Raw genomic sequence first — 26,912 nt, 5'->3', positions numbered from 1 at the left:
CGCGCTTTTTTTTGCCCGCCATCACGCGCCTGCCGTCACGGCACGTTGTCAAGGCCCGCTCACGGCTCCGCCAGCAGCTGCCGCAGCGCCTCCGGGTCCACCGGCTTGACCAGGTGCGCGTCGAAGCCCGCGCGCAGCGCCTGCTGCACGTCGCGGCCCTGGCCGTAGCCCGAGAGCGCGATGAGCTTGCCGGCATGGCCGGCGGCGCGGCTGCGCTTGGCCACCTCGTAGCCGGTGAGCCCGGGCAGGCCGATGTCGATCACCGCCACCTCCGGGCGCGACTTCACCAGCTCGGCCAGCCCGGCCACGCCGTCCACCGCCGTGGTGACGGTGTGGCCGTCGAGTTCCAGCAGGCTGCTCAGCGCGCTCATGGCGTCGGCGTTGTCCTCGACCAGCAGCACGTGGCGCCGGCGCGCCGCGGCACGCGTCTGGCGCACCGGCTGCAACGCCGGCGGCTCGATGGCCGGCAGCCGCACGCCGAAGGTGCTGCCCGCGCTGGAGCTCTCCACGCCGACCGTGCCGCCGTGCAGCTCCACCAGGCGGCGCACCAGCGTGAGGCCGATGCCCAGGCCGCCGGCACGCCGGTCCAGCGTGCGCTCGCCCTGCACGAACAGGTCGAAGATACGCGGCAGCAGCGCCGCCGGGATGCCCAGGCCATGGTCCTGCACCTCCAGCAGCGCCGCGTCGCCCTGGCGCGCCACGCGCAGCTCGATGGCGCGGCCTTCGGGCGTGTACTTCACGGCATTGGTCAGCAGGTTGTTGACCACCTGCTCGATGCGCGTGGCGTCGGCGTCCACCCAGACCTCGTGCAGGTCGAGCCGCACCTCGTGCTGCGCCAGCTGCCCTGTGAGCTGCAGCGTGGACACCAGGCGCTGCACCAGCGCCGACAGCTCCACCGGCTGGCGCGACAGCACCACCTTGCCGGAGATGACGCGCGCCACGTCGAGCAGGTCCTCCATCAGCCGCGCCAAGTGCCGCGTCTGACGGCCGATGATGTTGCGCGCATTGACGGCGAGCTTCTCGTCGGTGCCGCCGCGGTTGAGCACCTCGACGGCCGAGGAGATGGCGCTCAAGGGGTTGCGCAGCTCGTGGCCGAGCATGGCCAGGAACTCGTCCTTGGCGCGGCTGGCGGCCTCGGCCTCGCGCCGCGCGGCCTGCTCGCGCTCCACCAGCGCGGCGCGCTCGCGCTCGGCCACCTGCTGCTCGGTCATGTCCACGGTGATGCCGATGGCCTGCAGCGGGCGGCCGTCGTCGGCGTAGGTCATGACGATGCGGGTGGAGAGCCAGCGCACCTCGCCCTCGGCCAGCGCCACGCGGAACTCCAGCGTGAGGCGCTGCGCGCGCTGGCGCAGCAGCCGCGCCAGCGCCTGGCGCACGCCATGGCGGTCCTCGGCGTGGATGCGCTCGATCCATTCCGACAGCGGTCCTTCCACGCGCTTGCTGCGCAGCCCGAAGAGCTTGGCGTGGCCGGAGGTCCAGGAGGCGGTGTCGGTGCCCACGTGGTAGTGGAAGAAGCCGACGTGGCCGGCCTCCTGCGCCAGGTCCACCAGGTGCTGGCTCTCGCGCAGGCGGCGGTCGGCATGGGTGAGCCGGGCCTCGGCGAGCTTGCGCTCGCTGATGTCCACCAGCGCGCCGATGGCCCCGCGCGGCCGCCCGGCGGCGTCGAGCAGCGGCGCGGCATGGGCGATGACGTGGCGCGGCGCCCGGTCCGGGAACTGCAGCTCCAGCTCCAGCCCGCGCACCGCCTGCCCGCTGGCCGCGGCGCGCTGCAGCGGCTGCTCGCCGGCTTCGAGCAGGTGGCCGCGGTGCAGCATGCGCACTTCCTGCGCCGGGGCGGCGGGGCCCAGCAGCGCGTCCATGGCGGCGTTGTGCAGCACCGAGCGGCATTGCGGGTCGTGCGCCACCGCCAGCCCCACGGGAATGCTGTGGAACAGGGTCTCGAACTCGTCGGCCTTGCTCTGCAGCCGCGTGCGTGCCACGGCCTCCTGGGCCTCGGCGGCCACCAGCGCGTCGCGCAGCACCGTGATCTCGTCGACGACGATGCGGCCCATGGGCTGGCGCGGCCCGGCCGTGGCCAGCCGGCGCAGCGGCAGCGTGACGCGGCGCGCCACCCACAGCGCCAGCGCCACGCCCAGCATCAGGCAGCCCAGCGCGGTGCCCAGCGTGGCCACCACCGCGCGGCTGGCGCGCGCGTCCAGCGGCTCGGCCTCCACGCCCACGGCCACGCCCCAGCCATAGCCCGCGGGCTGCCAGGCGACGTAGGTGTCGCCGCCGCCCAGGCGCTCGTTGCGCATCACGCCCGCGGGGTTGTCCCGCACGAACTGCCGCGCGCTCTCGGGCAGCAGTTCGCCCGCGCCGGCAGGGCCGGTGTCGGCGGCGCGGGCGATGAGGCGGCGCTGCCCGTCGAAGAGGCTCAGGAAGCCGCCTTCGGGCCGGCCCGCGCCCTCCAGCAGCCGCTGCCACACGCCGGCGTCGATCCACGCGCCCAGCGCGTAGCGCACCTCGCCCTGCACCCGCACCGGCACCAGCACGGCGCTGCTGTAGGCCTGGGCCCCGGGGCCGGCGATCAGGTCCGACACGGCCACGCGCGCGCCGCCCAGCAGCGGGCGCGCCAGCGGCTGCAGCGCGGCGCCGGGCGGCGCGCGCGCCGCTCCGGTGTCGAAGAGGGGCTGCCCGTCGGCGCCCAGCAGGAACACGCCGCTCCAGGAGGCGCGCTGCTGCGGCTGGTCGGTGAAGGAGGCGGCAAAGGCGGCGGCGTCGTCGCGCTGCAGCGCGCCGTCGCCGGCCAGGATGTTGAGCGCCTCCACGCTGGCGGTGAGCTCGCGCTCCACGCCACGCGCCAGTGCCTCGGCGCTGCGCTGCAGCTGCGCATCGAGCTCGCGCTGCCCGGCCTTGATGTCGGTGAACACCTGCCACGACATCAGCAGCACGCTCGGCAGCGTGCCCAGCAGGATCATGGCGACCAGGTAGGTGCGCAGCGAGGCGCGGGGCCAACCGGGGCCCCAGCCGCTTCGGGAGGCGCGATCGAGCTTCATCACAGGCCTGCCGCCGGGCAAGCACGGTTCCCGTGCGGGTGCGACCGTGGCCGCGGCATGCCGGGCCGCCGCAGCGGCGGCGGGCACAGCGGCAGCTTCATCGTCATCGTTCCTCCTCGCGAGCTTGTTCTGTGGCGGGACCGCGGCGCAGCGGCCGCCGGCCCCGTGCGGGCCAGTCTAGCCAGCCGCCGGCCGGGCCGGACGTTGCCCGCGCAACGCCTGCACGGCCCGGCCGCGGCGGCTTCACCTGGACATCCCGGGTCCGGCCTGGGCCCTCCAGGGCAAGCGCAGTGCCGGGAAAAGAGCCGCTCGCGGCGGCTTGTCAAGGGGTCTTCTTCCTCACACCGCGCGACCCCCGCACCCTGGGCTGCGAGGAACGGCGTTTGCCTCCCCAAACCGACACCGCTGCAATGGGATTGGCCTCATGAGTTCACCGCCGCTGCGCATTGCCTTGATCAGCGAACACGCCTCTCCCCTGGCCGTGCAGGGTGGCGTGGACGCGGGCGGGCAGAACACCTACGTGCTGCAGGTCGCGCGGCACCTGGCGCTGCGCGGCCACCACGTGGACGTGCTCACGCGCCGCGACGACGCGGCGCTGCCCGCGGCGGTGGACGTGCGCCCGGGCATGCGCGTGCTGCACATCCCGGCCGGGCCGGCGCGCTTCGTGCCCAAGGAACAGTTGCTGCCGCACATGCCGGCCTTCACGCGCGCGGCGCGGCAACTGCTGGCACACAGCGTCCCTTACGACGTGGTGCACGCCAACTTCTTCATGTCGGGGCTGGTGGGACTGCGCCTGAAAGCCGCCTTCGGGCTGCCGCTGGTGATGACCTTCCACGCGCTGGGCCGGGTGCGGCGCGAGCACCAGGGCGCCAGCGACGGCTTCCCGGCCGAGCGCATCGCCATCGAGGAGCGCATCGTGCGCGGCGCCGACCGCGTGGTGGCCGAGTGCCCGCAGGACCGGCTCGACCTGCTGCGCCTCTACGGCGCCGAGGACCGGCGCATCGCCTGCGTGCCCTGCGGCGTGGACCTGCAGGAGTTCGCGCCGGTGGACAAGGCGCGCGCGCGGCGCCGCCTGGGCCTGGCGAGCGACGACTTCGTGGTGCTGCAGCTCGGCCGCCTGGTGCCGCGCAAGGGCGTGGACAACGTGGTGCGCGCCGTGGCGCTGCTGCGGCACATCCCCAGGCTCAAGCTGCTGATCGTGGGCGGCGACGCGCCCGAGCCCGACGAGGGGCGCACGCCCGAGATCGCGCGGCTGCGCGAGATCGCGCGCGAGGGCGGCGTGGCCGATCAAGTCATCTTCACCGGGCAGCGCCGGCGCGAGCAGCTGCCCGAGTGCTACTGCGCGGCCGACGTGTTCGTGACCACGCCCTGGTACGAGCCCTTCGGCATCACGCCGCTGGAGGCCATGGCCTGCGGCGTGCCGGTGATCGGCGCCGACGTCGGCGGCGTCAAGTACTCGGTGGCCGACGGCGTCACGGGCTTCCTGGTGCCGCCGCGCGACCCGGCGGCGCTGGCCGCGCGGCTGCAGCAGCTGCACGACAGCCCGGTGCTGGCGCAGGCGCTGGGCCGCGCCGGCATGCGCCGCGTGCGCGCGATGTTCACCTGGGAGCGCGTGGCCGACGACCTGGCCGCCGTGTACCAGGCGGTGCGGCGTCCGCGCGAACCCGCGGTGGCGCCGGCGCCGGCCGCCGCCGCCGCCGGGGGGCTGCCGCAGCCGGGGGCGCTGGCATGAGGCATGGCGCCGCCACGGCCGCGCCGGCGCGGCCGGCGGTGTTCCTGGACAAGGACGGCACGCTGGTCGAGGACGTGCCCTACAACGCCGACCCGGCGCGGCTGCGCTTCACGCGGCGCGCGCTGCCGGCGCTGCAGTCGCTGCAGCGCGCGGGCTACGCGCTGGTCGTGGTCAGCAACCAGCCCGGGCTGGCGCTGGGCTACTTCAGCGCCGCGCAGTTCGGCGTGCTGCAGCAGGCGCTGCAGCGGCGGCTGCGCGAGGAGGGCGGCGTGGCGCTGGACGGCTTCTTCTTCTGCCCGCACGCGCCCGGCGCGGGCTGCGAATGCCGCAAGCCCGCGCCGGGGCTGCTGCTGCAGGCCGAGGCGGCGCTGGGCCTGAACCTGGCGCGGTCGTGGATGGTGGGCGACATCCTCAACGACGTCGAGGCCGGCCAGCGCGCCGGCTGCCGCACGGTGCTGCTGGACGTGGGCCACGAGACGCTGTGGCAGTTCTCGCCGCTGCGCCGGCCCCGCCACCGCGCCAAGGACCTGCTGGACACAGCGAACTTCATCCTGGGGAGTGATGAGATGACGGAAAACATGCACATGCACGGGCCGGACCCTGCCGCCGCGGCGGCCGAGGTGTTGCCATGACTGCCGCCTGCGAACGCCAGCGCCGCTGGCAATCGGTGAAGCGGGTGCTGGCCATCCGCCTGGACAACCTGGGCGACCTGCTCATGACCACGCCCGCGCTGGTGGCGCTGCGCGCCTCGCTGCCGCAGTCGCACCTGACGCTGCTGGCCTCGCGCGCCGGCGCGGCGCTGGCCGCGCACGTGCCGGTGGTGGACGACGTGATCGCCTTCGACGCGCCCTGGGTCAAGCGCCCGGCCGCCGCGCTGGAGGCGTCGCTGCCGCTGGGCCAGGCCGAGGCCCAGCTGGTGGCGCGGCTGGCCGCGGGCCGCTTCGACGCCGCGGTGATCTTCACCGTCTGCACCCAGAGCGCGCTGCCGGCGGCGCTGCTGTGCCTGCAGGCCGGCATCCCGCTGCGTCTGGCCTACAGCCGCGAGAACCCGTACGAGCTGCTGACCGACTGGCTGCACGACACCGAGGTGCCGGCCGACGGCATGCGCCACGAGGCGCAGCGCCAGCTCGACCTGGTGCGCCACGTCGGGCTGCAGGCCGACGCGCAGCGGCTGATGTTCCGCTTCCGCGTGGAAGAGGCGCTGACCATGCGCCACAAGTTCGAGCAGGCCGGCGGCGACCTGACGCGTCCCTACGTCGTGGTGCATCCCGGCGCCACGGCCGCGTCGCGGCGCTACCCGGCCGAGCGCTTCGGGCAGGCGGCGCAGGCGCTGGTGGACGCCACCGGCTGCCAGGCGGTGTTCAGCGGCGGCGCCGACGAGGCGCCGCTGGTGGCGCAGGCCATGGCCGCCATGCGCCCGGGCTCGGCCGTGTCGCTGGCGGGGCAGCTGGCGCTGGGCGAGCTGGCCTCGCTGATCGCCGGCGCCCAGGTCACGCTGTGCAACAACAGCGCGCCGGCGCACATCGCCGCGGCGCTGGGCGCGCCGGTGGTCGTGCTCTACGCGCTGACCAATCCGCAGCACACGCCCTGGCAGGCGCGCGCGCGGGTGCTCAACCACCCGGTGCCGTGCCGGCATTGCCTCAAGAGCGTGTGCCCCGAGCAGCACCACGACTGCCTGGAGCGCGTGCCGACCGAGGCCGTGGTGCGGGCCGCGCAGGAGCTCATGGACGCCGCGCTGCCGGGCGTGCCGCTGCACCCGGCCAGCCCCTGCATCCCGCATCCCGTCACGGCGCTGGGCTGACCTGGCCGCGTTCCCCCGGCGCGCGCGCCGGGCCTTCCTGGAGACCCATCGGTGATCACCCTCGGCATCAACGCAGCCTTCCACGACTCCGCCGCCGCGCTGGCGCGCGACGGCCAGCTCATCGCCGCCGCGGAGGAAGAGCGCTTCACCCGCATCAAGCACGGCAAGCGGCCGCTGCCCTTCACAGCCTGGGAGCTGCCCTACCACGCTATCGACTACTGCCTGGCCGAGGCGGGCCTGACGCTGGCGCAGGTGGACCACGTCGCCTACAGCTACGACCCCGAGCGCTTCATCAGGGGCCGCTTGACGGGGGACACCATCACGCTGCCCCTGAAACCCTCGGCGCGACCGGCGCCGGGCTGGGACAACCCCTGGGACCCGCTGTTCGCCGCCTACGTCAGCAACGCCCCGCGCCAGCTCGCCGACGGCGCGCCGCACCACCTGAAGAAGCGCTTCCGGGGCTGCCGCTTTGACGGGCCCTTCAAGTGGCATTTCATCGACCATCACCTCTGCCACCAGGCCAGCGCCTTCCTGGCCGCGCCTTTCGATCGCTGCGCGGTGATGACCGTGGACGGCCGCGGCGAGGACGCCACCACCGCCTACGGGCTGTGGGCCGACGGGCTGTACCGCCCGCTGGGCGAGGTGGACATGCCGCACTCGCTGGGCCTGCTCTACGAGCGCGTCACCAGCCACCTCGGCTTCCTGCACAGCAGCGACGAGTACAAGGTGATGGCGCTGGCCGCGCTGGGCCAGCCGCGCTTTGCCGAGGTGCTGCAGCGCCACGTGCAGGTGTTTCCCGACGGGCGCTACGAGATCGGCGCCATCGACCTGGCGGCGCTGGTGCCGCCACGCGAGCGCGGCGCCGCGCTGGAGCAGCCGCACCTGGACCTGGCCGCCTCGCTGCAGCAGGTGCTGGAGCGCAGCGCGCTGCAGCTCGCGGCCTGGCTGCGCGAGGCCAGCGGCGAGCCGCTGCTGGCCATGGCCGGCGGCGTGGCGCTGAACTGCGTCATGAACGCGCGGCTGCGCGACGCCGGGCTGTTCGAGCAGGTCTGGGTCCAGCCCGCCGCCGGCGACGCCGGCACCGCGCTGGGCGCGGCGCTGTGGGTGGATGCGCGCGAGCGGGCAGGGGCAGAGGCCTCAATTCAGGGAGCTGCTGTTGCAGCCCATGTCGGTGCCACGGCCGGGGCCATTCATCCTTCGATACCTCAGGACGAACGGAAACCAGCCCCGGCCGGCCGCGAGGTAGCGCTGGAGGGCCGCGCCGCGCCCAATGCCGTGCCCACCGTGCTGGCGCGCTCGGACTGGTCCATGCAGCACGCCTACTGGGGCCCGGGCTACGGCGACGAGGAGATCGAGCAGTTCCTGAAATGGGCCAAGCTCAGCTACCGGCGCGTAGACGACGTGGCCGCCGAGACGGCGCGGCTGCTGGCGCAGGACCTGGTGATCGGCTGGTTCCAGGGCCGCATGGAGTTCGGGCCGCGCGCGCTGGGGGCGCGCTCGATCCTGGCCTCGCCGCTGCACGCCGGGATGCAGGCGCGCATCAACGAGCTCAAGGACCGCGAAGACTTCCGCCCCGTGGCCCCGGCCGTCCCGGAGGAAGACCTGGCCGACTGGTTCACGCCGGCGCAGGCCAACGGCGGGCAAGCGCGCTTCATGCTCTTCATCTACGACGTGATCCGCGAGCAGGCCGCGCGCATACCGGCTGCCTGCCACGCCGACCTCACGGCGCGGGTGCAGACCGTCACGGCCGAGGCCAGCCCGCGCTACCACGCGCTGCTGAAGGCCTTCGGCGCGCTCACCGGCGTGCCGGTGCTCATCAACACCAGCTTCAACGTGCGCGGCGAGCCGGTGGTGTGCACTCCGAAGGACGCGCTGGACGCCTTCTTCAGCACGCCGCTGGACGTGCTGGTGATCGGCAATTTCATCTTGCGCAAGGGCTGACGCGATGGCCGCCGGGCGGCGCGGGCGGCGGCCCGTGTGCCGCGGCGGCCGGGTGTCGGGCCCCCAACGACCTGCGGAGACGTTTCACCGATGAATCCCGTCGAGATCGCCGTCGTGATTCCCACCTACCGGCGCCCGGACCTGCTGCGGCGCTGCCTGGAGGCGCTGCTGGAGCAGAGCCTGGATGCGGTGCTGTTCGAGGTGCTGGTGGTGGACGACGGGCGCAGCGACGACACCCGCGCCGTGGTCGAGGAGCTGGCCGCGCGCCCCGGGGCGCCGGCGCTGCGCTACCTGCAGCCGCACGGCACGCGCGGGCCGGCCGCGGCGCGCAACCGCGGCTGGCGCGCCACGCTGGCGCCGATCATCGCCTTCACCGACGACGACACCGTGCCCGACCGGCGCTGGCTGGAGCAGGGCTGGCGCGCCCTGGGGCGCAAGCTGGCCGCGGCCAGCGGGCGCGTGGTGGTGCCGGTGCTGGGCCCGCCCACCGACCATGCGCGCATGACGCAGGGGCTGGAGACGGCCGAGTTCGTTACCGCCAACGCCTTCGTGCGGCGCAGCGCGCTGGAGCGCGTGGGCGGCTTCGACGAGCGCTTCAAGCGCGCCTGGCGCGAGGACTCCGACCTGCAGTTCTCGCTGCTGGAGCAGGTCGGCGAGGTCGGCCGCGCGGCCGAGGCCATCGTCGTGCACCCGGTGCGCGAGGCGCGCTGGGGCATCTCGCTGTGGCAGCAGGAAAACGTCTGCTTCGACGCGCTGCTGTTCAAGAAGCACCCGCATCTCTTCAAGGAGCGCATCCGCAGCCGCCCGCCGTGGCGCTACGTGCTGATCGTGCTGGGCACGCTGGCGGCGCTGGGGCTGGCGCTGGCCGGGCAGGGAGGCGCGGCGGCGCTGGCGGCGCTGCTGGCGCTGGGCGGCATCCTGGGCTTTGCCGCCAAGCGGCTGCGCGGCGCCTCGCGGGCGCCGTCGCACGTGGCCGAGATGCTGGTCACCTCCTTCGCCATTCCTTACCTCGCGATGTACTGGCGCCTCGTCGGCGCCTGGCGCTTTCGCGTGCTGTTCATCTGAACCCCGTCCGACCCTTTCCGGACTCCTTTCTTTCGTCACCGAGGCCCGACATGTCGACCCCCTTGTCCTACTTTCCCCCGCGTGACCGGCGCCCGCTCGGCATGCCTGCCGTGGCGCCGGCTGCCGAGGGGCCGCTGCGCCGCATCGGCGTGTTCCGCGCGCTGATGCTGGGCGACGTGCTGTGCGCCGTGCCGGCGCTGCGCGCACTGCGCGCGGCGCATCCGCAGGCCGAGATCACCTACATCGGCCTGCCCTGGGCGCGCGAGCTGATGCAGCGGCTGCCGATGGTGGACCGCTTCATCGACTTCCCCGGCTTCCCCGGGCTGCCCGAGTCCGGCGTGGACCAGGGCCACGTGCCGCAGTTCCTGCAGCTGATGCAGAGCGAGCAGTTCGACCTGCTGCTCCAGATGCACGGCAGCGGGCGCATCGTCAACCCGCTCATGGCCGCCTGCGGCGCGCGGCGCACGGCCGGCTTCTTCGAGCCCGGCGCCTTCTGCCCGCAGCCCGAGCTCTACACGCCCTGGCCCAACGAGGGCCACGAGGTGCACCGGCTGCTGCGGCTGCTTGACCACGTCGGCGTGGCGCGCCGCGGCGACGAGCTGGAGTTCCCGCTCAAGCCCCAGGACTTCAGCGACCTGCAGGCGGTGTGGCCCGGGGCCGACGCCGAGACGCCGTACGTGGTGGTGCATCCCGGGGCGCGGCTGCCGAGCCGGCGCTGGCCGGTGCAGCGCTTTGCCGAGGTGGCCGACCGGCTCGCGCGCCAGGGCTGCACGGTGGTGCTCACCGGCAGCAGCGGCGAGGCGGCGCTGGTGGGGGAACTGCAGTCGCTCATGCGCCAGCCCAGCGTCAACCTGGCCGGGCGCACCACGCTGTGGACGCTGGGTGCGCTGGTGGCACGCGCGCGGCTGCTGCTGTGCAACGACACGGGCATCTCGCACGTGGCCGCGGCGCTGGCCACGCCCAGCGTGGTGGTGGCCAGCGGCTCGGAGGTGTCGCGCTGGCGCCCGCTGGGCCGCGGCGCGCACCACGTGCTATGGCAGGCCATGGAATGCCGGCCCTGCATGCACGTCGCCTGCCCCACGGGCCACGCCTGCGCGCTGGCCATCGGCGCCGCCGAGGTCGCCGCCGCCTGCGAGGGCCGCCTGGCCGTCGCGCTCACCCAGCCGCGGCCCGAGCCGCGGGTCTACAGCTGAGCGATGCCGATGCAAGACCGACCCGGCGCCGCCGCCTCGTCCACCACCTCGCGCCGCCTGCGCGTGCTCACCTGGCACGTGCACGGCAACTACCTCTACTACCTGAGCCAGGCGCCGCACGACTTTTACCTGCTGACCTTGCCGGGCCACCCGCCGGGACACGCCGGGCGCGTCGGCACGCTGCCCTGGGGCGACAACGTGCACGAGGCGCCGGCGGACCGGCTGGCGCACATGGAATTCGATTGCGTGCTCTACCAGCACCGCGCCGCCTTCGAGGAGGACCGGCTGCAGCTGCTCACGCCCGCGCAGCGCGCGCTGCCGGCGCTTTACCTGGAGCACGACCCGCCGCAGCAGCACCCGACCAACACCCGGCACTGGGCCAGCGAGGTGGACGGCGTGCACCTGGTCCACTGCACGCCCTTCAATGCGCTGATGTGGGACAGCGGCGACGCGCCGGTGAGCATCGTCGAGCACGGCGTGAAGCTGCCGCCGGGCGTGCGGCACGCCGGCGACAAGGCCGAGGGGCTGGTGGTGGTCAACAACCTGCGCAAGCGCGGGCGCCGCCTGGGGCTGGACGTGTACGAGCAGGTGAGGGCGCAGGTGCCGCTGGCGCTGGTGGGCATGGACTCGCTGTCGGTGGGCGGGCTGGGCGAGGTGCCCAACCTGGAGCTGCCGGGCTTCATGGCGCGCTACCGCTTCTTCTTCAACCCGATCCGCTACACCAGCCTGGGGCTGTCGGTGCTGGAGGCCATGGGCATCGGCATGCCGGTGGTGGCGCTGGCCACCACGGAGCTGCCCAGCGTGATCGCCAACGGCGTCAACGGCTACACCGACACCCGCGTCGATCGCCTGGTGGAGGTGATGCACGAGCTGCTGCGCGACCCGGCGCTGGCGCGGCGCTGGGGCGACGCGGCGCAGCGCACGGTGCAGGATCGCTTCGGCATCGGGCGCTTCGCCGCCGACTGGGACCGGGTGCTGACCCGGGTCGTCAACGACGCCACCGCGGGAGCCGTCGCATGAGAAGCTTGTATGGACACCGCGTGCTCGTGACCGGCGGCGCCGGCTTCATCGGCTCGCACCTGTGCGAGCGGCTGCTGGTGCAGGGCTGCGAGGTGCTGTGCGTGGACAACTTCTACACCGGCGCGCGCGAGCACATCGCGCACCTCATCGCCGACCCGAAGTTCGAGCTGATGCGCCACGACGTGACCTTTCCGCTCTACGTCGAGTGCGACGCCATCTACAACCTGGCCTGCCCGGCCTCGCCGGTGCACTACCAGTTCGACCCGGTGCAGACGACCAAGACCAGCGTGCACGGGGCCATCAACATGCTGGGCCTGGCCAAGCGGCTGAAGGTGAAGATCCTGCAAGCCTCCACCAGCGAGGTGTACGGCGACCCGCAGGTGCATCCGCAACGGGAAGACTACTGGGGCCACGTCAACCCCGCCGGCACGCGCAGCTGCTACGACGAGGGCAAGCGCTGCGCGGAGACGCTGTTCATGGACTACCACCGGCAGCACAAGCTGCCGGTGAAGATCGCGCGCATCTTCAACACCTACGGCCCGCGCATGCACCCGGCCGACGGGCGCGTGGTGTCCAACTTCATCGTGCAGGCGCTCAAGGGCGAGCCCATCACCATCTTCGGCGACGGGCACCAGACGCGCGCCTTCTGCTTCGTCTCGGACACGGTGGAGGCGCTGCTGCGCCTGATGGCCAGCCCGCCGGACTTCACCGGCCCGGTGAACGTGGGCAACCCGCAGGAGCTGAGCATGCTCGACATCGCGAATCTGGTGCTCGACCTCACCGGCTCGCGCTCGAAGCTGGAATTCCGCCCGCTGCCCGCCGACGACCCGTGCCGGCGCTGCCCGGACATATCCCTGGCCAAGCGCATGCTGGAGTGGGAGCCGACGGTGGAACTGCGCGACGGGCTCACGCGCACGATCGCGTACTTCGAGGAGGTGCTGAAGGCGCCGCCCGGGAAGGGGCATTGAAGGGGCGGGCTCAGAAATCCGCCAGGCTTGCCGCCGCTGCGGCACCACCCATTGCCCACATCAGGGGCCTTTTGGGGGCATTGGGCGCCGCGTCGCCCGGCGGACGAGGCTGCATCCCGCCGTCGTGCAGCCGGGGCGCAGTCGCCGCGTCCTGCACCTCACGGACGAGCCTGCCGACCGCGGAACGGATCAGCGCAAAGCACTGGCGCAGGTCCGCCTCGCTCTTGCCGTGGGCATCGCGGATCTCCAGCCGCCGCGGTCGCGACCAGTGTCCCAGCAGCGCGATGCGCTGCGGTGGAAATCCCAGCATCAGCAGACGCCGGGCATGGTCGGGCTTCATCACGAGGTACAGGTCGCCTTCGTCGGGCGTGAAGTCGCGCCAGTGCCGGGCGCGGTGCTGGTCGATGCGGGCGCCCATGGCTGCCGCAATCCGGGCCGGCGTGGCGAAAGTGCGCATGCCCGTGTGCGCGTGCAGGCCAAAAGAGTCCGCCTCGACACCGGCTTGCATGCACAGCGCTTGTGCATAGGCGCTGCGCAGCAGGTTGGCACTGCAGACGAAGACCAGCCGCCGCACGCTTGAGAGGTCGGGGCGTGTGAACTGGGTAGGCGCATCCACCACGAAATGGGCCCAGGTGCCCACGCGCTCGAACAGGCCCGGGGAATCCATGTCGCCGAGGTTCGCGACGGTGTTGGCGTGCTGCCGGGCCGCCTTGCCGGCCCGGTAAGTGTGCTTGTACTGAGATGCCATGCTGCTTGGGCGTCCAGGAAACCGTTGCGCCAGAGACACCGCAGGTCCCGGTGAAGTTCCGGTTGTTATCGCCGGCGCCCGTGTCGATCGACAGGTGGCGCCATGGTTCCAAGGGCAGCTATCAAACACCTTGCTTGGCTTCACGGCCTTGCCGCGATTGCGGAAAAGGAACGGCGGGCCAGCCATTCGGTGGCGCAGCGGGGCCCGCGCCGAAGCGCCAGCCGCTGGCCTAGACTGTCCCGATGCGCCTGAGCCCTGCTGAACGCCAGACCATCCGCCAGGTCGTGGACCGCCTCACCGGCGGCCGCGGCCGGGTGTGGCTGTTCGGCTCGCGCATCGACGACGCGGCGCGCGGCGGCGACATCGACCTGCTGATCGAGTGTCCCGAGCCGGTGGAGCACCCGGCGCGGCTGATGGCCTCGATCGGCGCACACCTGGAGATGGCCCTGGGCGAACGCCGCATCGACGTGCTGTTGCAGGCGCCCAACCTGCAGCAGTTCCCGGTGCACCGGGTGGCGCGCGAGACGGGGGTGCAGCTGTGAGACCCGATACCCTGCCCGAGGCCGGCGCGGAGCGGGAACGGCTGCTGTTCCTGGCGCGCGTGGTGGAGCGCGAGGCCCGTTACCTGGCCGACACCGATGGCCGGCTGTTCGAGCTGCCCATGACGCTGGATCGGGCCGCGACGCTGCCCCAAGACAGCTTGCTGGCCGAGCGCGTGGATGCCTTCGTGGCCCGCTTTGCGCGGCTGCAGGACACGCTGGGCGACAAGCTGCTGCCGGCACTGCTGGCCACGGCGGCGGCGCTGCGCGAGGAAATCGCGCACCGCACCGCGCCCGGCCCTTCAACCCAGTCCTAACCCTTCCTCCACCAGCCCGCACAAGCTGTGCCCGATGAAGATGTGGGCCTCCTGGATGCGCGCGGTGGACTGTCCCGGCACGATCACCGGCACGTCGCTGAGCGCGGCCAGCGCCCCGCCGTCGCGGCCCAGCAGCCCCACGGTGTGGATGCCCAGGGCCCGCGCCGCGGCGAAGGCGCGCAGCAGGTTGGGCGACTTGCCGGAGGTCGAGATGCCCACCAGGCAGTCGCCCGCGCGGCCCAGCGCGCGCACCTGGCGCTCGAACACCTGGTCGAAGTCGTAGTCGTTGGCGATGCAGGTCAGCGCCGAGGTGTCGGTGGTCAGCGCCATGGCCGCCAGCGCGCGGCGCTCGCGCACGAAGCGCCCGGTCAGCTCGGCCGCCAGGTGCTGGCTGTCGGCGGCGGAGCCGCCGTTGCCGCAGAACATGAGCTTGCCGCCCGACGCCAACGCCTGCGTCATCACGGCCGCGGCCTGCGCCACCGCGCCTTCGAGCACCTGCAGCCGCGCGAACAGCGAGCGGTGCTCGCGCAGCGCCCGCTGGTAGAGCCCGACCGCCGGCACGGACGCCGGCACGGCGCCGTCCAGCCACGTCACCCGCGCCCCGTCCGCCGCTTGCGGCACCTTGATCAGCACGCCCATGCTCAGGCTCCTTGGTTGTCGATGGTTGTCGCCGATGGCGCCGGCGCAGCGTCCAGCCCGAGCTCCTCGCGGCTGACGCTGGCCGTGCCGAACTTGCCCACCACGATGCCCGCGGCCCGGTTGGCCCAGCGCACCGCCTCCTCCAGCGGCAGCCCGCGGCTCAGGGTGTGCGCCAGCGTGGCCAGCACGGTGTCGCCTGCGCCGCTGACGTCGTAGACCTCGCGCACCTGCGCCGGCATGCGCAGGCAGCCTTCGCCCTGCGTGCACAGCGCCATGCCCTGCTCGCCCAGCGTCACCAGCAGGTGCTGCAGGCGCAGCTTCGAGCGCAGCTCGTGCGCCTTGTGCAGCAGCTGCACGTCGTCGGCCCAGCGGCCCATCACGGCGCGCAGCTCCGCGGCGTTGGGCTTGAGGAGCCAGGCGCCGTAGTAGCGGGCGAAGTCCTCGCCCTTGGGATCGACCAGCACCTTGCAGCCGTGGCGCCGCGCGGCGGCGATGATCTCGGCGCTGTGCGCCAGCGCCCCCTTGGCGTAGTCCGACAGCAGCACCCACTCGTGCTGCGGCAGCAGCGCCAGCACGCGCTCGGTGAGGGCGCGCACGCACTGCGGCGGCGGGGGCTGCTCGAAGTCGATGCGCAGCAGCTGCTGGCGCCGGCACACCGAGCGGATCTTCTGGATGGTCTGCAACGCCGGGTCGCGCACCGGGTCGAAATGGATGCCCGCGCTGTCCATCAGGGCCGCGAGCTGCGCGCCGGCCTCGTCCTGGCCGGCCAGCGTCAGCAGCCGCACCTCGCTGCCCAGCGCCACCAGGTTGAGCGCGACGTTGGCCGCGCCGCCGGCGCGCCGCGTCTCGCCCTGCACCTGCAGCACCGGCACCGGCGCCTCGGGCGAGATGCGGTCCACGGCGCCCTCCCAGTAGCGGTCGAGCATGCAGTCGCCGACGACGAGGATGGGCTTCACGGCCGTCGTCATGCCAGCACCGCCTTGGCGCAGTCGAGCAGGCTTGCAAACACGCCGTCGGCGGCACTGTCCGCACCGTCCGCGGATCCGGCCGGCGCGATCAGGAAGCAGCGCCCCACGCCCGCGGCGCGGCCGGCGGCCACGTCGCTGGCGCGGTCGCCGGCCAGCAGCGAGGCGCGCAGGTCCAGCCCGAGCTCGGCCGCGGCGCGCAGGAGCATCCCCGGCGCGGGCTTGCGGCAATCGCAATCCAGCCGCCATTGCGCCAGCGCCGCTTCCGGGTGGTGCGGGCAGTGGTAGATGGCTTCGATCTGCACGCCGTGCGGGCGCAGCAGCGCGCGCAGGTGCTCGCCCAGCGCGTGGTGCTGCGCCTCGGTGTAGTAGCCCCGCGCGATGCCCGACTGGTTCGTGACCACCACCAGCGCGTGCTCGCGGCCAAGCAGCCGCAGCGCCTCCACCACGCCGGGCAGCAGGTGAAAGTCTTCGGCCCGGTGCACGTAGCCGCGGTCCTCGTTGATAACGCCGTCGCGGTCGAGGAAGGCGGCCGGGCGCAGGGCGCCGCGCCGGGGCGGTGCCCCGGTCACGGCACGGCCCTCATGCGTTGCACCAGCGCCGTGGTGGAGCGGCCGTCCAGGTAGGGCAGGGCCAGCGCGCGGCCGCCCCAGCGCGCCATCAGCGCGGCTTCGGGCAGGCGCTGCACGTCGTAGTCGCCGCCCTTGACGTAGATCTCCGGCCGGACCTCCTCCAGCAGCGCCAGCGGCGTGGCCTCGTCGAACAGCACGACCAGCGACACGCACTCCAGCGCCGCCAGCACGCAGGCGCGGTCGGCCTCCGGGTTGAGCGGGCGCTCCGGGCCCTTGCCCAGCAAGCGTGCCGAGGCATCGCTGTTGAGCCCGACGATCAGCGAGCCGCCCAGCGCGCGCGCCTGCTGCAGGCACTCGACGTGGCCGCGGTGCAGCAGGTCGAACACGCCGTTGGTGAAGACGCGCGGTCGCGGCAGCTTCGCGGCGCGCGACGAGACATGTGCGCGAGCACACAATTTGGATGCTGACGAAACTTCCAGGGATACCCGGTGATATTCCCGGGTGAGGCTTGGGGAATCCGTCGGGGGTGTTTCGTGCATGGATGACAAGGCAACATCCCTGGAAGCCCGGTGATGTTCCCGGGGGCCGTTTGAGGTGGCTGCGAAGGAGCAGCCTCGGGGGAGTGGAAGGAGAGAAGCGGTGGACTGGAGAGCGGGACGAGTCTGCACTTGGGGCGGGCTCAACAGCGACGCTCCGCATTGGCAAGGCGTGTGCCGCCGGCACGGGGCCGGGAGGCCGCGCCGGGGCGCTTGCGCGGCTGCTGCAGGAAGCGCAGCAGCCGCCACTCGTTGGCCTGCAGGCCGCCGTGGGCGCGCACGGATTCGCCCAGGCGCCGGCACAGGGTCGAGCCGGCCTGCTCGTCCTCGGCCAGCGCCAGCACGGCCGGGTGGACGTAAGCCTTGCGGCACACCGCCGCGGTGTTGCCCAGGCGCCGCGCCACCTCGGCGATCACGGGCGCCAGCTTGGGAGCCCCTTCGCACTCGCGGCAGGCCTGCCGCAGCAGCTCCAGCGCGTGCACGCTGCCGTGCCAGGTGCGGAAGTCCTTGGCCGTGAAGCGCTCGCCCGCGGCCTGTTCCAGGTAGTCGTTGACTTCCGCCGAGCCCACGGCGTGGACCGCGCCGTCCTCTCCCACGTAATGGAACAGCTCCTGTCCCGGCAGCTGCTGGCAGCGCCGCACCACGCGCGCCACCTGCGGGTCGTCGAGCGCGACCTCGTGCACCACGCCGTGCTTGCCGCGGAAGTGCAGCCTGAGCGTGTTGCCGCGCAGCCCGGCATGGCGGCGGCGCAGCGTGGTCAGGCCGTAGGAGCGGTTGCTGCGCGCGTACTCGTCGTTGCCCACGCGCACCACGGTGCTGTCGAGCACGCGCACCAGCGTGGCCAGCACCAGCGTGCGCGAGGGGCCGGCGCGGGTACTGGCCTTGAGGTCGGCGGCGACGCGGGCGCGGATGCGCGGCAGCGCCTGGCCGAACTCGGTCAGGCGCTCGAACTTGTGGTCCTCGCGGTGGGCGCGAAAGTCGGGGTGGTAGCGGTACTGCTTGCGCCCGCGCGCGTCGCGCCCGGTGGCCTGCAGGTGGCCATTGGGCCGCGGGCAGATCCAGACCTCGGTGTAGGCCGGCGGGATGGCCAGCTTGCGTATCTGCGCCAGCCGCCGCTCGTCCTGCAGCTCGCGCCCCTGCGGGTCGATGTAGACGAAACCGTCGCCGCGGCGCTCGCGCCGCAGCCCCGGCATCTGGTCGCTGACCCACACCAGCCCCGCCGGCAGCGGCTCGTCGAGGGGCGGCTGCGGCAGGGCGGACATGGCGGCGAAGGGTTCAGATCAACGGTCGCTGGCTCCGGGCAGCTTGCGGGCCTGCTCCAGGTGCTCGCGCAGCACCGGCAGCGTCTGGTCGATCCAGGCCTGGAGCTGCGGGTCCTGGGCGTCGCGGCGCATCTTCTCGACGCGCTCGATGCTGGTGCGGTGGTCCTGGATGCCGGCGGTGTTGACGAAGGCCACGTCGAACGGCGTGGTGCGCTCCAGGCGCTCGATCACGGTTTGGCGGTCGGCCGGCATCTGCGTGGGCAGATCCACGCGGTGCGCCTGCGCCAGCGCCTGCAGCTGCGTCTGCGCCTTGGCATGGTGCTGCTGCATCTGCTCGGCAAAGGCACGCACGGCCGGGTCCCTGGCGCGCGACTGGCCCAGTTGCGCCACGGCCATCTCGTACAGCTGCAGGCCGCCCATGGTCTGCACGAAGGTGCGCTCGGCGCTGCTCAGCCGTGCGGCCGGGGCGCCCTGCGCACCGTCCTTTGAAGGGGCATCGCCGCCCGGCGCGGCCTGCTGGCGCTGGACCACGGCGGGACGATTGGCCATGTCGTCCGCGCCGGCCGCCATCGAGGCGGTGCTCGCGGCCGGCACGGCGTTGGAAGGCGGCGCCGTGCCCGGCGGGGCGGCCGTGCCGGCGGACACGCCCGTGTCGCGGCCCGGCTCGCCCGTGGTGGAGCGGTGGGTGTCGCTGGGCGTGGCGCCGCCGGTGGCCTGGCCGCCGCCGGCGCCCAGCGGCGCGCCGGTGCTGCCCCCGGCCGTCGGCTCATTGCCGGCCGGCACGGCCGGGCCGGAGGCCGCGGGCAGCGAGCCCGAGGGCGTGCCCGGCGCCGTCGTGGCACCCGCGCCGCCGGCGCCGGTGGCGGTGCCGCCGCTGCCGGTGACGCTGCCCTCGGCCCGCGTGACCTCGCCCGTGGCCGGGCGGTCATCGGCCGTGACCTTGGGTGACTTGGGGTCGCAGCCGCCGAGCAGGGCCAGGCCCAGGCTCAGCGCTGCGGCCAGCGGCAGCGTCCGCAGGCGGCGGGTCATGGGTGCCGCGCCGTTCAGGTCGCCGCGCGCAGGCGGTTGCGCAACTCGCGCACCTGGTCGTGGTTGCGCTTGACGCCCTGGTACTGGCGGTCCACCACGGCCTGGATCTGCGGCGGCAGCGGCTTGGCCAGCGCGTTGCGGTAGCTCGTCAGCGCCGTGTCCTCGCCGCGCTCGCACTCTTCCAGGATGGCCTTGTCGTCGTAGGTCGAGAGCGTGGCCTTCACCGCGACCCAGCCGCGGTGCATGGCGCCCAGCGCGCTGCCGCCGGTGTCGGCTTCGCCGCCGAGCTGCGTCACGAGCGACTGCAGCTCGCTGGCGCCGCGCTGGCAGTCGCTGGCGCGGTCCAGCAGCAGCGTCTTGAGCTCGGGCGCCTTGGCATGCTCGGAGCTGGTGCGGAAGCCGTACTCGCCGTCCTTGCAGGTCTCGATCAGGTCGTTGAGGGTGTCGATGACTTCGTCGTTGCTCATGGAGGTCTCTCCTTGGGTGTGGGTGCGCCGCTGCAGGCAGGCAGCGTGCCCGGGACATTGCCGGGGTTTCGATTTGAATTGCTGCAGTGCGGCATGGCGTTTGCACAGGTGCGCGCATGAAGCCTCCACACCTGTCCCCGCCGGCCCGCGACGACGATGACGATGCAGGCCGCCACCTGGTCGACACGACCATGTTCTGGAGCCCGACCGGCGGCGGTGTGCAGCGCTACCTGCAGGTCAAGCACGGCTGGCTGGCGCGGCAGCAGGGCTGGCAGCACACCGTGTTCGCACCCGGCGCGCGCGGCTGGGGCTTCGAGGACGCCGGCGGGCTGCCGCTGCCGGGCCTGGGCGGCTACCGGCTGCCGCTGGACCGCCGTGCCGCGGCGCGGCGCATCGAGCGCCTGGGGCCCGACCTGATCGAGGCCGGCGACCCGCTGCGCCTGGGCTGGGCCAGCCTGGACGCCGGGCAGCGCCTGGGCGTGCCGGTGGTGGCCTTCTGCCACAGCAACGTGATGGCGATGGCCGCGCGGCTCGTGGGCGGGCCCGCCTGGGTGCGCGCCAGCGTGCGCCGCACGGTGGGCGCCTACATCGGCCGCATGTACCGCGACTTCGACCTGGTGCTGGCCCCCAGCCGCTCCATGGCCGAGCAGCTGCGCGCGCTGGGCCTGGCCAACGTCGAGCAGCAGCCGCTGGGCGTGGACACCAAGACCTTCCACCCCTCGCGGCGCGACCCGGCGCTGCGCGCCGAGCTGGGCATCAGCGAGGACGTGCGGCTGCTGCTGTTCGTGGGCCGCTTCGCCCCGGAGAAGAACCTGCCGCTGCTGGCCGAGGCGGTGCGCCGCCTGGGCCAGCCCTGGCTGCTGCTGGCCGTGGGCGACGGCCCGCTGCCGCCGCACGGCGCGCGCGTGCGGCGCCTGCCCTACGAGCCGCGGCCCGGCCAGCTCGCGCGGCTGATGGCCAGCGCCGACGCCTTCGTGCACGCCGGCGACCAGGAAAGCTTCGGCCTGGCGCCGCTGGAGGCGATGGCCTGCGGCACGCCCGTCGTCGTGCGTCAGGCCGCCGGGCTGGCCGAGCTGGCCGAGGGCGGCGCCGCGCTTGCCGTGGACAGCGACAAGCCCGCCGCCTGGGCAGAAGCGATTGCGGCATTGTTTGCTGGCGACCTCGAGCCCCTGCGCCGCCAGGGCCGCGCCTGCGCCGAGCGCCACGACTGGGAGCAGGTGATGCCGCAGTTGCTGGGCCGCTACCGCCGCCTGCTGCGCGGCAGCCGCCTCACGGGCGACGAGGCTACGCTGCCGGCGCTGCACTGGTGCGGGATGCCGTCGGGCAAGGACCTGCACTGAAACGGCGCGGGCCGCGCGCCGTGCGCTGCGCTGCCCGTATTCCCCACCGCCCGGTCTGGGGCGGCTTCCCTGGGAGCCGCCCGGGAGAGTGCCTTGCCCGGCTCCCGAAAGGGCCCCGGAAACCGGCCTGCCCGGCACCGGGGCGCTGATTGACACCTTCACCCCATGGGGCAGCGCCCCATGTCCGCCATGTCCTTTTCTGCCTTGAGTCCCGGCGCCGAAGCGGCCCCCGATCCGGCCGCCGGCCCGGTCGATTTCGTCTCGCTGGCGCCGGTGGACCTGCCGCGCGACGCGCTGGCCCCGGGCGGCGCGCTGGCGCTGGTGGTGCACGACGTGGCGCCGGCCACCTGGGAGCGCTGCGCGGCGCTGCTGGAGGCGGCCACCGCGCTGGCGCCGTCGCTGCCAGCCACGCTGCTGGTGGTGCCGCGCTGGCACGGCGCGCCGTCCACCTTCAGCTTCGAGGCAGCCATGGACGCAGCCCTCGCGCGCGGCCACGAGCTGGCGCTGCACGGCTGGAGCCATCTCGACCCGCTGCCCGCGCGCGGGGCGCTGCAGCGGCTGCGGCGGCGCTTCTACACCGCCGGCGAGGGCGAGTTCGCGGCGCTGCCGCAGGCCGACGCCGCGCGGCGCCTGGCGCTGGGCCGGCGCTGGTTCGCGCGCCGCGGCTGGCCGCTGCACGGCTTCGTGCCGCCGGCGTGGCTGCTGGGCGCGGACAGCGCCCGCGCGCTGGCCGCGGCCGGCTTCGACTACAGCTGCACGCTGGACCGCTTCGTCGGGTTGCGCGGCCAGCCGCCGCTGCGCGCCTGGAGCCTGGCGTTCAGCACCCGCGCGGCGTGGCGCCGCGGCCTGTCGCGGCTGTGGGTGCCGATGCTGGCGCGGCGGCTGCGCAACGCGCCGCTGCTGCGCTTCGAGCTGCACCCCGACGACGTGGTGCATCCCGGCGTGCGCGACTGCTGGCTGGAGCTGCTGGCCCGGGCGCTGGAGCAGGGCCGCCAGCCGCTGCTGCTGCGCGAGGTGGCGCAACGCATGCCGCGCGGGGCGGTGGACTGAAGCCGGGCAGGGCCGCCAAGGCGGCGGTCAGTCGTCGAAATCCATCAGCCGGCCCGGATCCTGGCGCTGGCCGACGAGGCGCACGACATCGACGTGTTCGTCGCGTTCGAAATACCAGAACGTCAGCGGGAATCCGTCGAGCCGCCACGTCCGCAGGCCTTCCACGCCCAATGTCTGGCCCAGCACCGGTGAGCCCATGCCAGGATTCGTGGACAACTCTTCCAGGGCCTTGGCCATGGCGGTGACGAGCCTGGCAGCTACCGCGGTGCCAGCCACTTCCCGGTAATTCAGGACTTCGGCGCGCCGGTCGTCACGGGCGCGGGGCCGCAACAGGCAACGCTTCACCCGCGGTTGCCTCGTGCCAATGCCTGGAGTTCGTCCCAGTCGGTCGGCGTGTCCGGCGTCGGCACCCCACTGGCGAGGCCTTCTTCCAGCAAGGCGCGCAAATGCGCCGCGGCCTGCTCGCGCTGATCTTGGCGAATCAACTCACGGATGTATTCGCTGGTGTTGCCGTACTGCCCGGACTCGACCCGCTGCGCCACGTAGGCGCGCAGTGCTTCCGGCAAGGCGATGTTCATGGTGCTGGTACTGGTCATGGCCGGCATGCTCAAATTCTTGGCAACCATTGTCAATCGGCCCGGGAGTGCCTCGGTCAACAAAAAGCCCGGCCGGGGCCGGGCTGTTGACCAGGAAAGGGCTGCTGGCCTACTGCCGCGTCAGCACCACGTCGCTGCCGCGCAGGCGCAGCGTGCCGTCCTTGAGCATGTCCAGGGGCTCGCCGGTGTCCAGCCGGTACTCGGCCTGGCCGGTGGGCTCCCACAGCTCCTCGGCCGAGACGAACAGGTCCTCGCGCATCAGGTGCTCGTAGCCCTTGACCTTGTAGCGCTTGCCCTGCGCGTCCTGCGCCTGGAACGATTCGAGCAGATGCAGCTTGTGTTCCATGTCGATACCTCCTTGTGCGGCGCACGGCCCGCGGGGGCCGCGCGTCTCGGCGCATCGTAGGCCGACCGCTGCGGCGTGCAACCGGCAGCCCAGGCCACCGCTCGACAATGCGGGTTGAACCGTCCATCCCGGCCCGGCCGCCCCAGGCGTTGGCTTGCCGGCCGGAACGTCGAGCCCGAAGGAGACGCCTTGCCCCGCTTCGCCGCCAACCTGTCGCTGATGTACACGGAACACGCCTTCCTCGACCGCTTCGAGGCTGCGGCCGCCGACGGCTTCGACGCCGTGGAGTTCCTGTTCCCCTACGCCTTCGAGCCGGCCGAGGTGGCCGCGCGGCTGCGGCGCCACGGCCTGGCGCAGGCGCTGTTCAACGCCCCGCCGGGTGACTGGGACGCGGGCGAGCGCGGCATCGCGGCGCTGCCCGACCGGGTGGACGAGTTCCGCCGCGGCTTCACGCAGCAGGCGCTGCCCTGGCTGCGCGCGCTGCGCTGCCCGCGCCTGCACGTGCTGGCCGGCGTGATGCCCGAAGGCATGCCGCGCGAGCTGCTGGAGCGCACCTACCTGGACAACCTGCGCTGGGCCGCGCCGCTGGCCGCGGCCGAGGGCGTGACGCTGCTGATCGAGCCGCTGAACCCGCGCGACGTGCCCGGCTACCTGGTGCGGCGCCAGCAGGAGGCGCACCGGCTCGCCGCCGACACGGGCGCGCCCAACGTCAAGGTGCAGTTCGACCTCTACCACTGCCAGATCGTCGAGGGCGACCTGGCCACGGGCCTGCGCCGCTGGCTGCCCACGGGCCGCGTCGGCCACATCCAGATCGCCGGCGTGCCGGACCGGCAGGAGCCCGACGCGGGCGAGGTGCACTACCCGTACCTGTTCGACCTCATCGACGCGCTGGGCTACGACGGCCCGGTCGGCGCCGAGTACCGGCCGCGCGCCGGGACTTCCGAAGGACTGGGCTGGCTGCGGCGCTGGCGGGCGGGGCAGGAGTGAAAAGCGGTTGCCTGTCAGGCCGTTGAACCTTCACCCGTTCGCACTGAGGTATCGAAGGGCGAATCCGTGAGGCTGGTACGCACGCCGGGAACTGCTGGTTCGTTGAACCGTTCGGACTGAGGTATCGAAGGCCGAATCCGACAGGCTCGGATGGCAGCCTTGCAGCGGCGGCCGTTCATCCTTCGATACCTCAGGACGAACGGAAAGGCTTCCAGGCACTGCGGTTGAGAAAGAAACGGAATTGCTTCCTCACCACGGCCACGATGCCAGAAGCAGCCCCGCGGTGATGCAGCCGGTGAGCGCGCCGGCGAGCACGTCGCTGGGGTAGTGCAGACCCAGCACCACGCGCGAGGCCGCCACCAACGCCGTGAAGGCCCAAGCCAGCGGCGCCCACCCCGGGTAGTGCCAGCTCAGCAGCATCGAAAAACTCACCGCGTGCAGCGTGTGGCCGCTGGGGAAGCTGTAGCGGTCCAGCGCCCGGGTGCAGGCGCGGATGTCGGGGCAGTCCACGCAGGGCCGCTCGCGCCCGGTGCGCAGCTTGGCCCAGCGGTACAGCACGACGTTGAGCGTGCCGGCGGCCAGCATCTGCAGCGAGCACACCAGCCCGTCGGGGCTGCCGCCCAGCCAGGGCAGCACCAGCATGAGCACGTACCACAGGCCCCCGTCGCCCAGGCGGCTGGCCAGGATGAGCGGCCGCAGCAGCAGCACGCAGCCGGCGCCGCGGTGCAGCCGCCGCGCCCAGTGGCGGTCGAGTTCCAGCCAGCGCGCGCGGCGCGCCTCAGGCCATGGCCACATGCGATAGCCGCGCCGGCAGGGGCTGCAGCGCCAGCTGCGCCAGGCGCTGCTCGAAGCGGCCGAGCACCTGCTCCCAGCCCGCCTGGAGCGCCGACTCGCGCGCGGCGTGGCGCAGCGGCGCCAGCAGCTCGGCCATCTCCGCGGCGCGGATGGCGGTGCGGATGAAGGCCTCCTCGTCGTCGGGCGGCACCAGCAGCCCGTTGACGCCGGCGTCGATGTGCTGCGCCGCCGCGGCCAGGTCCACCGCGACCACCGCCAGCCCGCTGGCCAGCGCCTCCAGCGTCACGTTGCCGAAGGTCTCGCTCTGGCTGGGAAAGAGGAACAGGTCGGCGCTGGCGTAATGCGCCGCCAGCGCCTCGCCATGCTGCGCGCCGACGAACTCGGCGGCCGGGAAGTCGCGCTCCAGCCGCGCGCGCAGCGGGCCGTCGCCCACGACCACCATGCGCGTGAGCGGGCGTAGCCGCCGCGCCGCCTGGAACGCGCGCAGCGCCAGCACCACGTTCTTCTCGGCGGCGAGCCGGCCGACGTAGAGCATCACCACCTGGCGCGGCTCGGCGGCGTTCCAGCGCGCGCGCAGCGCCGCGCTGCGGCGCTCGGGCGAGAACAGCTGCGTGTCCACGCCGCGGCCATGCACTTCCACGCGCTGGAAGCCGTTGAGGCGCAGCTGCCGCGCCAGCGCCTGCGTCGGCACGAAGGTGCAGCCGGCACGGTTGTGGAAGCGCCGCAGGCACGCGGCGATCAGCGGCTCGGCCCAGCCCAGGTGGTAATAGCGGGCGTAGGCGTGAAAGTTGGTGCGGAAATCGCTGGTCACGGGCAGCCCCAGGCGGCACGCGGCGTGCAGCGCCGCATGCGCCATCGGCCCGGGCGTGGCCAGGTGCACAAGGTGCGGCCGCAGCGCCTGCCAGCGCTGCTCGAACCCGGCCTGGCGCGCCAGCCCGAAGCGCAGGTCCGGGTACAGCGGGATCGGCCAGCCCGGGGTGCGCCATTCCTCGCCGTCGTCGCGCCGCGCCTCGGCGCGCTGGCGCGGCCGGATCAGCTGCACCGCGTGGCCGCCGTCGCGCAGGTACCGGACCGTGCGCTCGGTGGTCAGGGCCACGCCGTTGACTTCGGGCGGGTAGGTTTCGGTGACGTAGGCGATGCGCACGGCGGCTCTGGGGAAGCGTCGGTGCGGGGCTTCAAGCATGCGGCGTTCCCAAGGGCGCCGCCGGGGCCACCGGGGGCCCCCCAGGCAGGTTCAGGGTTGCACCCGGGCCGCCGCGTCGAAGCGCCGCTTGAACTGGCGCTCGAAGTCCGCGCCGGCGTCCACGTCCAGCAGCACCGGCGCGGCCTCGTCGGCCAGGCGCGGCGTGCCCAGCGCGGCCCACAGGCCGTCCACCACGGCCAGCGCCGGAGCGGCGGACGGCGCCCCGGGCACGACCCGGCACAGCGCGCCAGCGCGCTGCAGCAGCGCGGTGGCGCGCACCGGCCGCGGCAGCAGCAGCTCCACGTCCACGCCGCGCCAGGCGGCCCGGCACAGCGCGCGCAGCAGCGCCGGGCCCAGCTTCTCGCCCGGGCCCAGGGCCAGGCGGATGCGGGACTGCGCCACGGTCACGGCCTGCAGCAGCGCCGCGCGCAGCGCCTGCGCGCCCAGCGGGTGCTCAGGGGGCACCCGCACCAGCTGCTGCTGCCCGGCCACCGGCTGCAGCGCCGTGAAGCGCCGCGGCGCCAGCGCCGGCTGCAGCCGCTGCGCCCAGTCGTCGAGGAAGTCCCGCTGCAGCGCCGGCACGGCCGGGCCTTCGAGCGCCAGCACCGGCGCGCCCGTGCCGCCGGGCGCGATGAAGGCGAAGCGCCCGTCGGCCAGCAGCAGCGGCAGCGGGGCCGGGCGCCAGGGCCACCAGCGGCGCCAGCGCGCGGGAACGCCCAGCAGCGCGCCGGCGCGGCGCAGCGCGGCGGCCCCCGGCGCCCGGCTGGCGCCGCCGCGCAGCGCCAG

At 73.6% G+C, this 26,912-nt stretch carries 28 protein-coding genes; 13 read left to right on the top strand and 15 right to left on the bottom strand.

Going from position 1 to position 26,912, the window contains the following annotated elements; genetic code table 11:
• Positions 1-59: 59 nt before the first annotated feature.
• Positions 60-3,035 carry a hybrid sensor histidine kinase/response regulator gene (locus FJ694_RS13525; RefSeq protein WP_157267765.1) on the bottom strand — a complete coding sequence of 992 codons (2,976 nt, stop codon included), beginning with the start codon at positions 3,033-3,035 and terminating at the stop codon, positions 60-62.
• Positions 3,036-3,474: 439 nt separating this feature from the next.
• Between FJ694_RS13525 and FJ694_RS13520 the strand changes: the two genes are divergently transcribed.
• The 8 genes from FJ694_RS13520 to FJ694_RS13485 all read left to right on the top strand — a co-directional run bounded on the left by FJ694_RS13520 (position 3,475) and on the right by FJ694_RS13485 (position 12,755).
• The gene (locus FJ694_RS13520; protein ID WP_157267834.1) at positions 3,475-4,767 is read left to right on the top strand and encodes a glycosyltransferase family 4 protein; all 1,293 of its coding nucleotides are present in this window, start codon (positions 3,475-3,477) and stop codon (positions 4,765-4,767) included.
• Entirely contained in the window at positions 4,764-5,399 is a 636-nt protein-coding gene (locus FJ694_RS13515) for a D-glycero-alpha-D-manno-heptose-1,7-bisphosphate 7-phosphatase (protein WP_157267764.1), read from the top strand. Before FJ694_RS13520 ends, FJ694_RS13515 begins: the two co-directional genes overlap by 4 nt.
• A complete protein-coding gene (locus FJ694_RS13510) occupies positions 5,396-6,568 on the top strand; it encodes a glycosyltransferase family 9 protein (protein WP_157267763.1) in 1,173 nt (390 codons plus the stop codon). The genes FJ694_RS13515 and FJ694_RS13510 overlap by 4 nt, the downstream gene beginning before the upstream one ends.
• Positions 6,569-6,619: 51 nt before the next feature.
• Positions 6,620-8,509 carry a carbamoyltransferase family protein gene (locus FJ694_RS13505; RefSeq protein ID WP_157267762.1) on the top strand — a complete coding sequence of 630 codons (1,890 nt, stop codon included), beginning with the start codon at positions 6,620-6,622 and terminating at the stop codon, positions 8,507-8,509.
• A gap of 90 nt (positions 8,510-8,599) precedes the next feature.
• A complete protein-coding gene (locus FJ694_RS13500; protein ID WP_157267761.1) occupies positions 8,600-9,574 on the top strand; it encodes a glycosyltransferase family 2 protein in 975 nt (324 codons plus the stop codon).
• Between the two features lie 101 nt (positions 9,575-9,675).
• Entirely contained in the window at positions 9,676-10,767 is a 1,092-nt protein-coding gene (locus FJ694_RS13495; protein WP_157267833.1) for a glycosyltransferase family 9 protein, read from the top strand.
• A gap of 9 nt (positions 10,768-10,776) precedes the next feature.
• Positions 10,777-11,787 carry a glycosyltransferase family 4 protein gene (locus FJ694_RS13490; protein WP_157267760.1) on the top strand — a complete coding sequence of 337 codons (1,011 nt, stop codon included), beginning with the start codon at positions 10,777-10,779 and terminating at the stop codon, positions 11,785-11,787.
• Complete coding sequence (locus tag FJ694_RS13485) at positions 11,784-12,755, top strand: UDP-glucuronic acid decarboxylase family protein (RefSeq protein WP_198320820.1); 972 nt, start codon at positions 11,784-11,786, stop codon at positions 12,753-12,755. The genes FJ694_RS13490 and FJ694_RS13485 overlap by 4 nt, the downstream gene beginning before the upstream one ends.
• 10 nt (positions 12,756-12,765) lie before the next feature.
• On the opposite strand, the gene FJ694_RS13480 is transcribed toward FJ694_RS13485, so the two are convergent.
• Entirely contained in the window at positions 12,766-13,542 is a 777-nt protein-coding gene (locus FJ694_RS13480) for an arsenate-mycothiol transferase ArsC (protein ID WP_157267759.1), read from the bottom strand.
• 203 nt (positions 13,543-13,745) lie between these two features.
• Between FJ694_RS13480 and FJ694_RS13475 the strand changes: the two genes are divergently transcribed.
• Both FJ694_RS13475 and FJ694_RS13470 read left to right on the top strand, forming a co-directional pair.
• Positions 13,746-14,045: a nucleotidyltransferase domain-containing protein gene (locus tag FJ694_RS13475; protein WP_157267758.1), complete on the top strand. Its 300-nt coding sequence runs from the start codon at positions 13,746-13,748 to the stop codon at positions 14,043-14,045.
• Positions 14,042-14,359 (top strand): hypothetical protein, encoded by a 318-nt coding sequence (locus FJ694_RS13470; protein WP_157267757.1) that lies wholly within the window; start codon positions 14,042-14,044, stop codon positions 14,357-14,359. Before FJ694_RS13475 ends, FJ694_RS13470 begins: the two co-directional genes overlap by 4 nt.
• On the opposite strand, the gene FJ694_RS13465 is transcribed toward FJ694_RS13470, so the two are convergent.
• The 7 genes from FJ694_RS13465 to FJ694_RS13435 all read right to left on the bottom strand — a co-directional run bounded on the left by FJ694_RS13465 (position 14,345) and on the right by FJ694_RS13435 (position 19,829).
• Positions 14,345-14,998, bottom strand: coding sequence for a D-sedoheptulose-7-phosphate isomerase (locus FJ694_RS13465; RefSeq protein ID WP_157267756.1), 654 nt, complete (start codon positions 14,996-14,998; stop codon positions 14,345-14,347). The two genes, FJ694_RS13470 and FJ694_RS13465, sit on opposite strands and share 15 nt — an antisense overlap.
• A 2-nt stretch (positions 14,999-15,000) precedes the next feature.
• The gene (gene rfaE1 / locus FJ694_RS13460; protein ID WP_157267755.1) at positions 15,001-15,966 is read right to left on the bottom strand and encodes a D-glycero-beta-D-manno-heptose-7-phosphate kinase; all 966 of its coding nucleotides are present in this window, start codon (positions 15,964-15,966) and stop codon (positions 15,001-15,003) included.
• The gene (locus tag FJ694_RS13455) at positions 15,963-16,535 is read right to left on the bottom strand and encodes a D-glycero-alpha-D-manno-heptose-1,7-bisphosphate 7-phosphatase (protein ID WP_157267754.1); all 573 of its coding nucleotides are present in this window, start codon (positions 16,533-16,535) and stop codon (positions 15,963-15,965) included. The genes rfaE1 and FJ694_RS13455 overlap by 4 nt, the downstream gene beginning before the upstream one ends.
• Positions 16,532-16,990, bottom strand: a complete 459-nt coding sequence (locus tag FJ694_RS13450) for an adenylyltransferase/cytidyltransferase family protein (RefSeq protein ID WP_232540015.1) — start codon at positions 16,988-16,990, stop codon at positions 16,532-16,534. Before FJ694_RS13450 ends, FJ694_RS13455 begins: the two co-directional genes overlap by 4 nt.
• A 224-nt stretch (positions 16,991-17,214) precedes the next feature.
• On the bottom strand, positions 17,215-18,333 hold the full coding sequence (locus FJ694_RS13445; protein WP_232540014.1) for a DNA topoisomerase IB: 1,119 nt from the start codon (positions 18,331-18,333) through the stop codon (positions 17,215-17,217).
• 18 nt (positions 18,334-18,351) lie between these two features.
• Positions 18,352-19,362 carry a DUF4142 domain-containing protein gene (locus FJ694_RS13440; RefSeq protein ID WP_157267752.1) on the bottom strand — a complete coding sequence of 337 codons (1,011 nt, stop codon included), beginning with the start codon at positions 19,360-19,362 and terminating at the stop codon, positions 18,352-18,354.
• Between the two features lie 14 nt (positions 19,363-19,376).
• Entirely contained in the window at positions 19,377-19,829 is a 453-nt protein-coding gene (locus tag FJ694_RS13435; protein WP_157267751.1) for a PA2169 family four-helix-bundle protein, read from the bottom strand.
• A 116-nt stretch (positions 19,830-19,945) separates the two neighbouring features.
• Between FJ694_RS13435 and FJ694_RS13430 the strand changes: the two genes are divergently transcribed.
• Positions 19,946-21,169 (top strand): glycosyltransferase, encoded by a 1,224-nt coding sequence (locus tag FJ694_RS13430; RefSeq protein WP_157267750.1) that lies wholly within the window; start codon positions 19,946-19,948, stop codon positions 21,167-21,169.
• A 180-nt stretch (positions 21,170-21,349) separates the two neighbouring features.
• Entirely contained in the window at positions 21,350-22,219 is an 870-nt protein-coding gene (locus FJ694_RS13425) for a DUF2334 domain-containing protein (protein WP_157267749.1), read from the top strand.
• A gap of 27 nt (positions 22,220-22,246) precedes the next feature.
• Here FJ694_RS13425 and FJ694_RS13420 read toward each other — a convergent pair whose 3' ends face one another.
• The 3 genes from FJ694_RS13420 to FJ694_RS13410 form a co-directional block, all read right to left on the bottom strand.
• Positions 22,247-22,564 (bottom strand): type II toxin-antitoxin system RelE/ParE family toxin, encoded by a 318-nt coding sequence (locus FJ694_RS13420; RefSeq protein ID WP_157267748.1) that lies wholly within the window; start codon positions 22,562-22,564, stop codon positions 22,247-22,249.
• Positions 22,561-22,824 carry a type II toxin-antitoxin system ParD family antitoxin gene (locus tag FJ694_RS13415; RefSeq protein ID WP_232540013.1) on the bottom strand — a complete coding sequence of 88 codons (264 nt, stop codon included), beginning with the start codon at positions 22,822-22,824 and terminating at the stop codon, positions 22,561-22,563. Before FJ694_RS13415 ends, FJ694_RS13420 begins: the two co-directional genes overlap by 4 nt.
• 100 nt (positions 22,825-22,924) lie before the next feature.
• A complete protein-coding gene (locus tag FJ694_RS13410; RefSeq protein ID WP_157267747.1) occupies positions 22,925-23,161 on the bottom strand; it encodes a hypothetical protein in 237 nt (78 codons plus the stop codon).
• Between the two features lie 189 nt (positions 23,162-23,350).
• Here FJ694_RS13410 and otnI point away from each other — a divergent pair, with 189 nt between their 5' ends.
• Positions 23,351-24,148, top strand: a complete 798-nt coding sequence (gene otnI, locus FJ694_RS13405; protein ID WP_157267746.1) for a 2-oxo-tetronate isomerase — start codon at positions 23,351-23,353, stop codon at positions 24,146-24,148.
• A gap of 249 nt (positions 24,149-24,397) precedes the next feature.
• On the opposite strand, the gene FJ694_RS13400 is transcribed toward otnI, so the two are convergent.
• From FJ694_RS13400 to FJ694_RS13390, 3 genes are all read right to left on the bottom strand, one after another.
• Positions 24,398-24,943 (bottom strand): phosphatase PAP2 family protein, encoded by a 546-nt coding sequence (locus tag FJ694_RS13400; protein ID WP_157267745.1) that lies wholly within the window; start codon positions 24,941-24,943, stop codon positions 24,398-24,400.
• Entirely contained in the window at positions 24,927-26,126 is a 1,200-nt protein-coding gene (locus FJ694_RS13395; protein ID WP_232540012.1) for a glycosyltransferase family 4 protein, read from the bottom strand. Before FJ694_RS13395 ends, FJ694_RS13400 begins: the two co-directional genes overlap by 17 nt.
• Before the next feature lie 51 nt (positions 26,127-26,177).
• Positions 26,178-26,912 (bottom strand): phospholipase D-like domain-containing protein (locus tag FJ694_RS13390; protein ID WP_375140213.1); only part of this gene is annotated, 735 nt, incomplete at its 5' end.

Source organism: Azohydromonas aeria (genome assembly GCF_009760915.1).
Lineage (GTDB): Bacteria > Pseudomonadota > Gammaproteobacteria > Burkholderiales > Burkholderiaceae_C > Azohydromonas > Azohydromonas aeria.
The sequence above is the reverse complement of the archived record's forward strand: the minus strand, read 5'-3'. Positions and strand labels throughout refer to the sequence as shown.

Coding starts and splice junctions, on each gene's coding strand:
- FJ694_RS13525 (WP_157267765.1), bottom strand. CDS start 3,035: ATGAAGCTCGATCGCGCCTCCCGAAGCGGCTGGGGCCCCGGTTGGCCC.
- FJ694_RS13485 (WP_198320820.1), top strand. CDS start 11,784: ATGAGAAGCTTGTATGGACACCGCGTGCTCGTGACCGGCGGCGCCGGC.
- FJ694_RS13495 (WP_157267833.1), top strand. CDS start 9,676: ATGCCTGCCGTGGCGCCGGCTGCCGAGGGGCCGCTGCGCCGCATCGGC.
- FJ694_RS13515 (WP_157267764.1), top strand. CDS start 4,764: ATGAGGCATGGCGCCGCCACGGCCGCGCCGGCGCGGCCGGCGGTGTTC.
- rfaE1 (WP_157267755.1), bottom strand. CDS start 15,966: ATGACGACGGCCGTGAAGCCCATCCTCGTCGTCGGCGACTGCATGCTC.
- FJ694_RS13395 (WP_232540012.1), bottom strand. CDS start 26,126: ATGCTTGAAGCCCCGCACCGACGCTTCCCCAGAGCCGCCGTGCGCATC.
- FJ694_RS13475 (WP_157267758.1), top strand. CDS start 13,746: ATGCGCCTGAGCCCTGCTGAACGCCAGACCATCCGCCAGGTCGTGGAC.
- FJ694_RS13510 (WP_157267763.1), top strand. CDS start 5,396: ATGACTGCCGCCTGCGAACGCCAGCGCCGCTGGCAATCGGTGAAGCGG.
- FJ694_RS13490 (WP_157267760.1), top strand. CDS start 10,777: ATGCAAGACCGACCCGGCGCCGCCGCCTCGTCCACCACCTCGCGCCGC.
- FJ694_RS13400 (WP_157267745.1), bottom strand. CDS start 24,943: ATGTGGCCATGGCCTGAGGCGCGCCGCGCGCGCTGGCTGGAACTCGAC.
- FJ694_RS13425 (WP_157267749.1), top strand. CDS start 21,350: ATGTCCGCCATGTCCTTTTCTGCCTTGAGTCCCGGCGCCGAAGCGGCC.
- FJ694_RS13445 (WP_232540014.1), bottom strand. CDS start 18,333: ATGTCCGCCCTGCCGCAGCCGCCCCTCGACGAGCCGCTGCCGGCGGGG.
- FJ694_RS13440 (WP_157267752.1), bottom strand. CDS start 19,362: ATGACCCGCCGCCTGCGGACGCTGCCGCTGGCCGCAGCGCTGAGCCTG.
- FJ694_RS13410 (WP_157267747.1), bottom strand. CDS start 23,161: ATGGAACACAAGCTGCATCTGCTCGAATCGTTCCAGGCGCAGGACGCG.
- FJ694_RS13500 (WP_157267761.1), top strand. CDS start 8,600: ATGAATCCCGTCGAGATCGCCGTCGTGATTCCCACCTACCGGCGCCCG.
- FJ694_RS13435 (WP_157267751.1), bottom strand. CDS start 19,829: ATGAGCAACGACGAAGTCATCGACACCCTCAACGACCTGATCGAGACC.
- FJ694_RS13465 (WP_157267756.1), bottom strand. CDS start 14,998: ATGGGCGTGCTGATCAAGGTGCCGCAAGCGGCGGACGGGGCGCGGGTG.
- FJ694_RS13415 (WP_232540013.1), bottom strand. CDS start 22,824: ATGCCGGCCATGACCAGTACCAGCACCATGAACATCGCCTTGCCGGAA.
- FJ694_RS13430 (WP_157267750.1), top strand. CDS start 19,946: ATGAAGCCTCCACACCTGTCCCCGCCGGCCCGCGACGACGATGACGAT.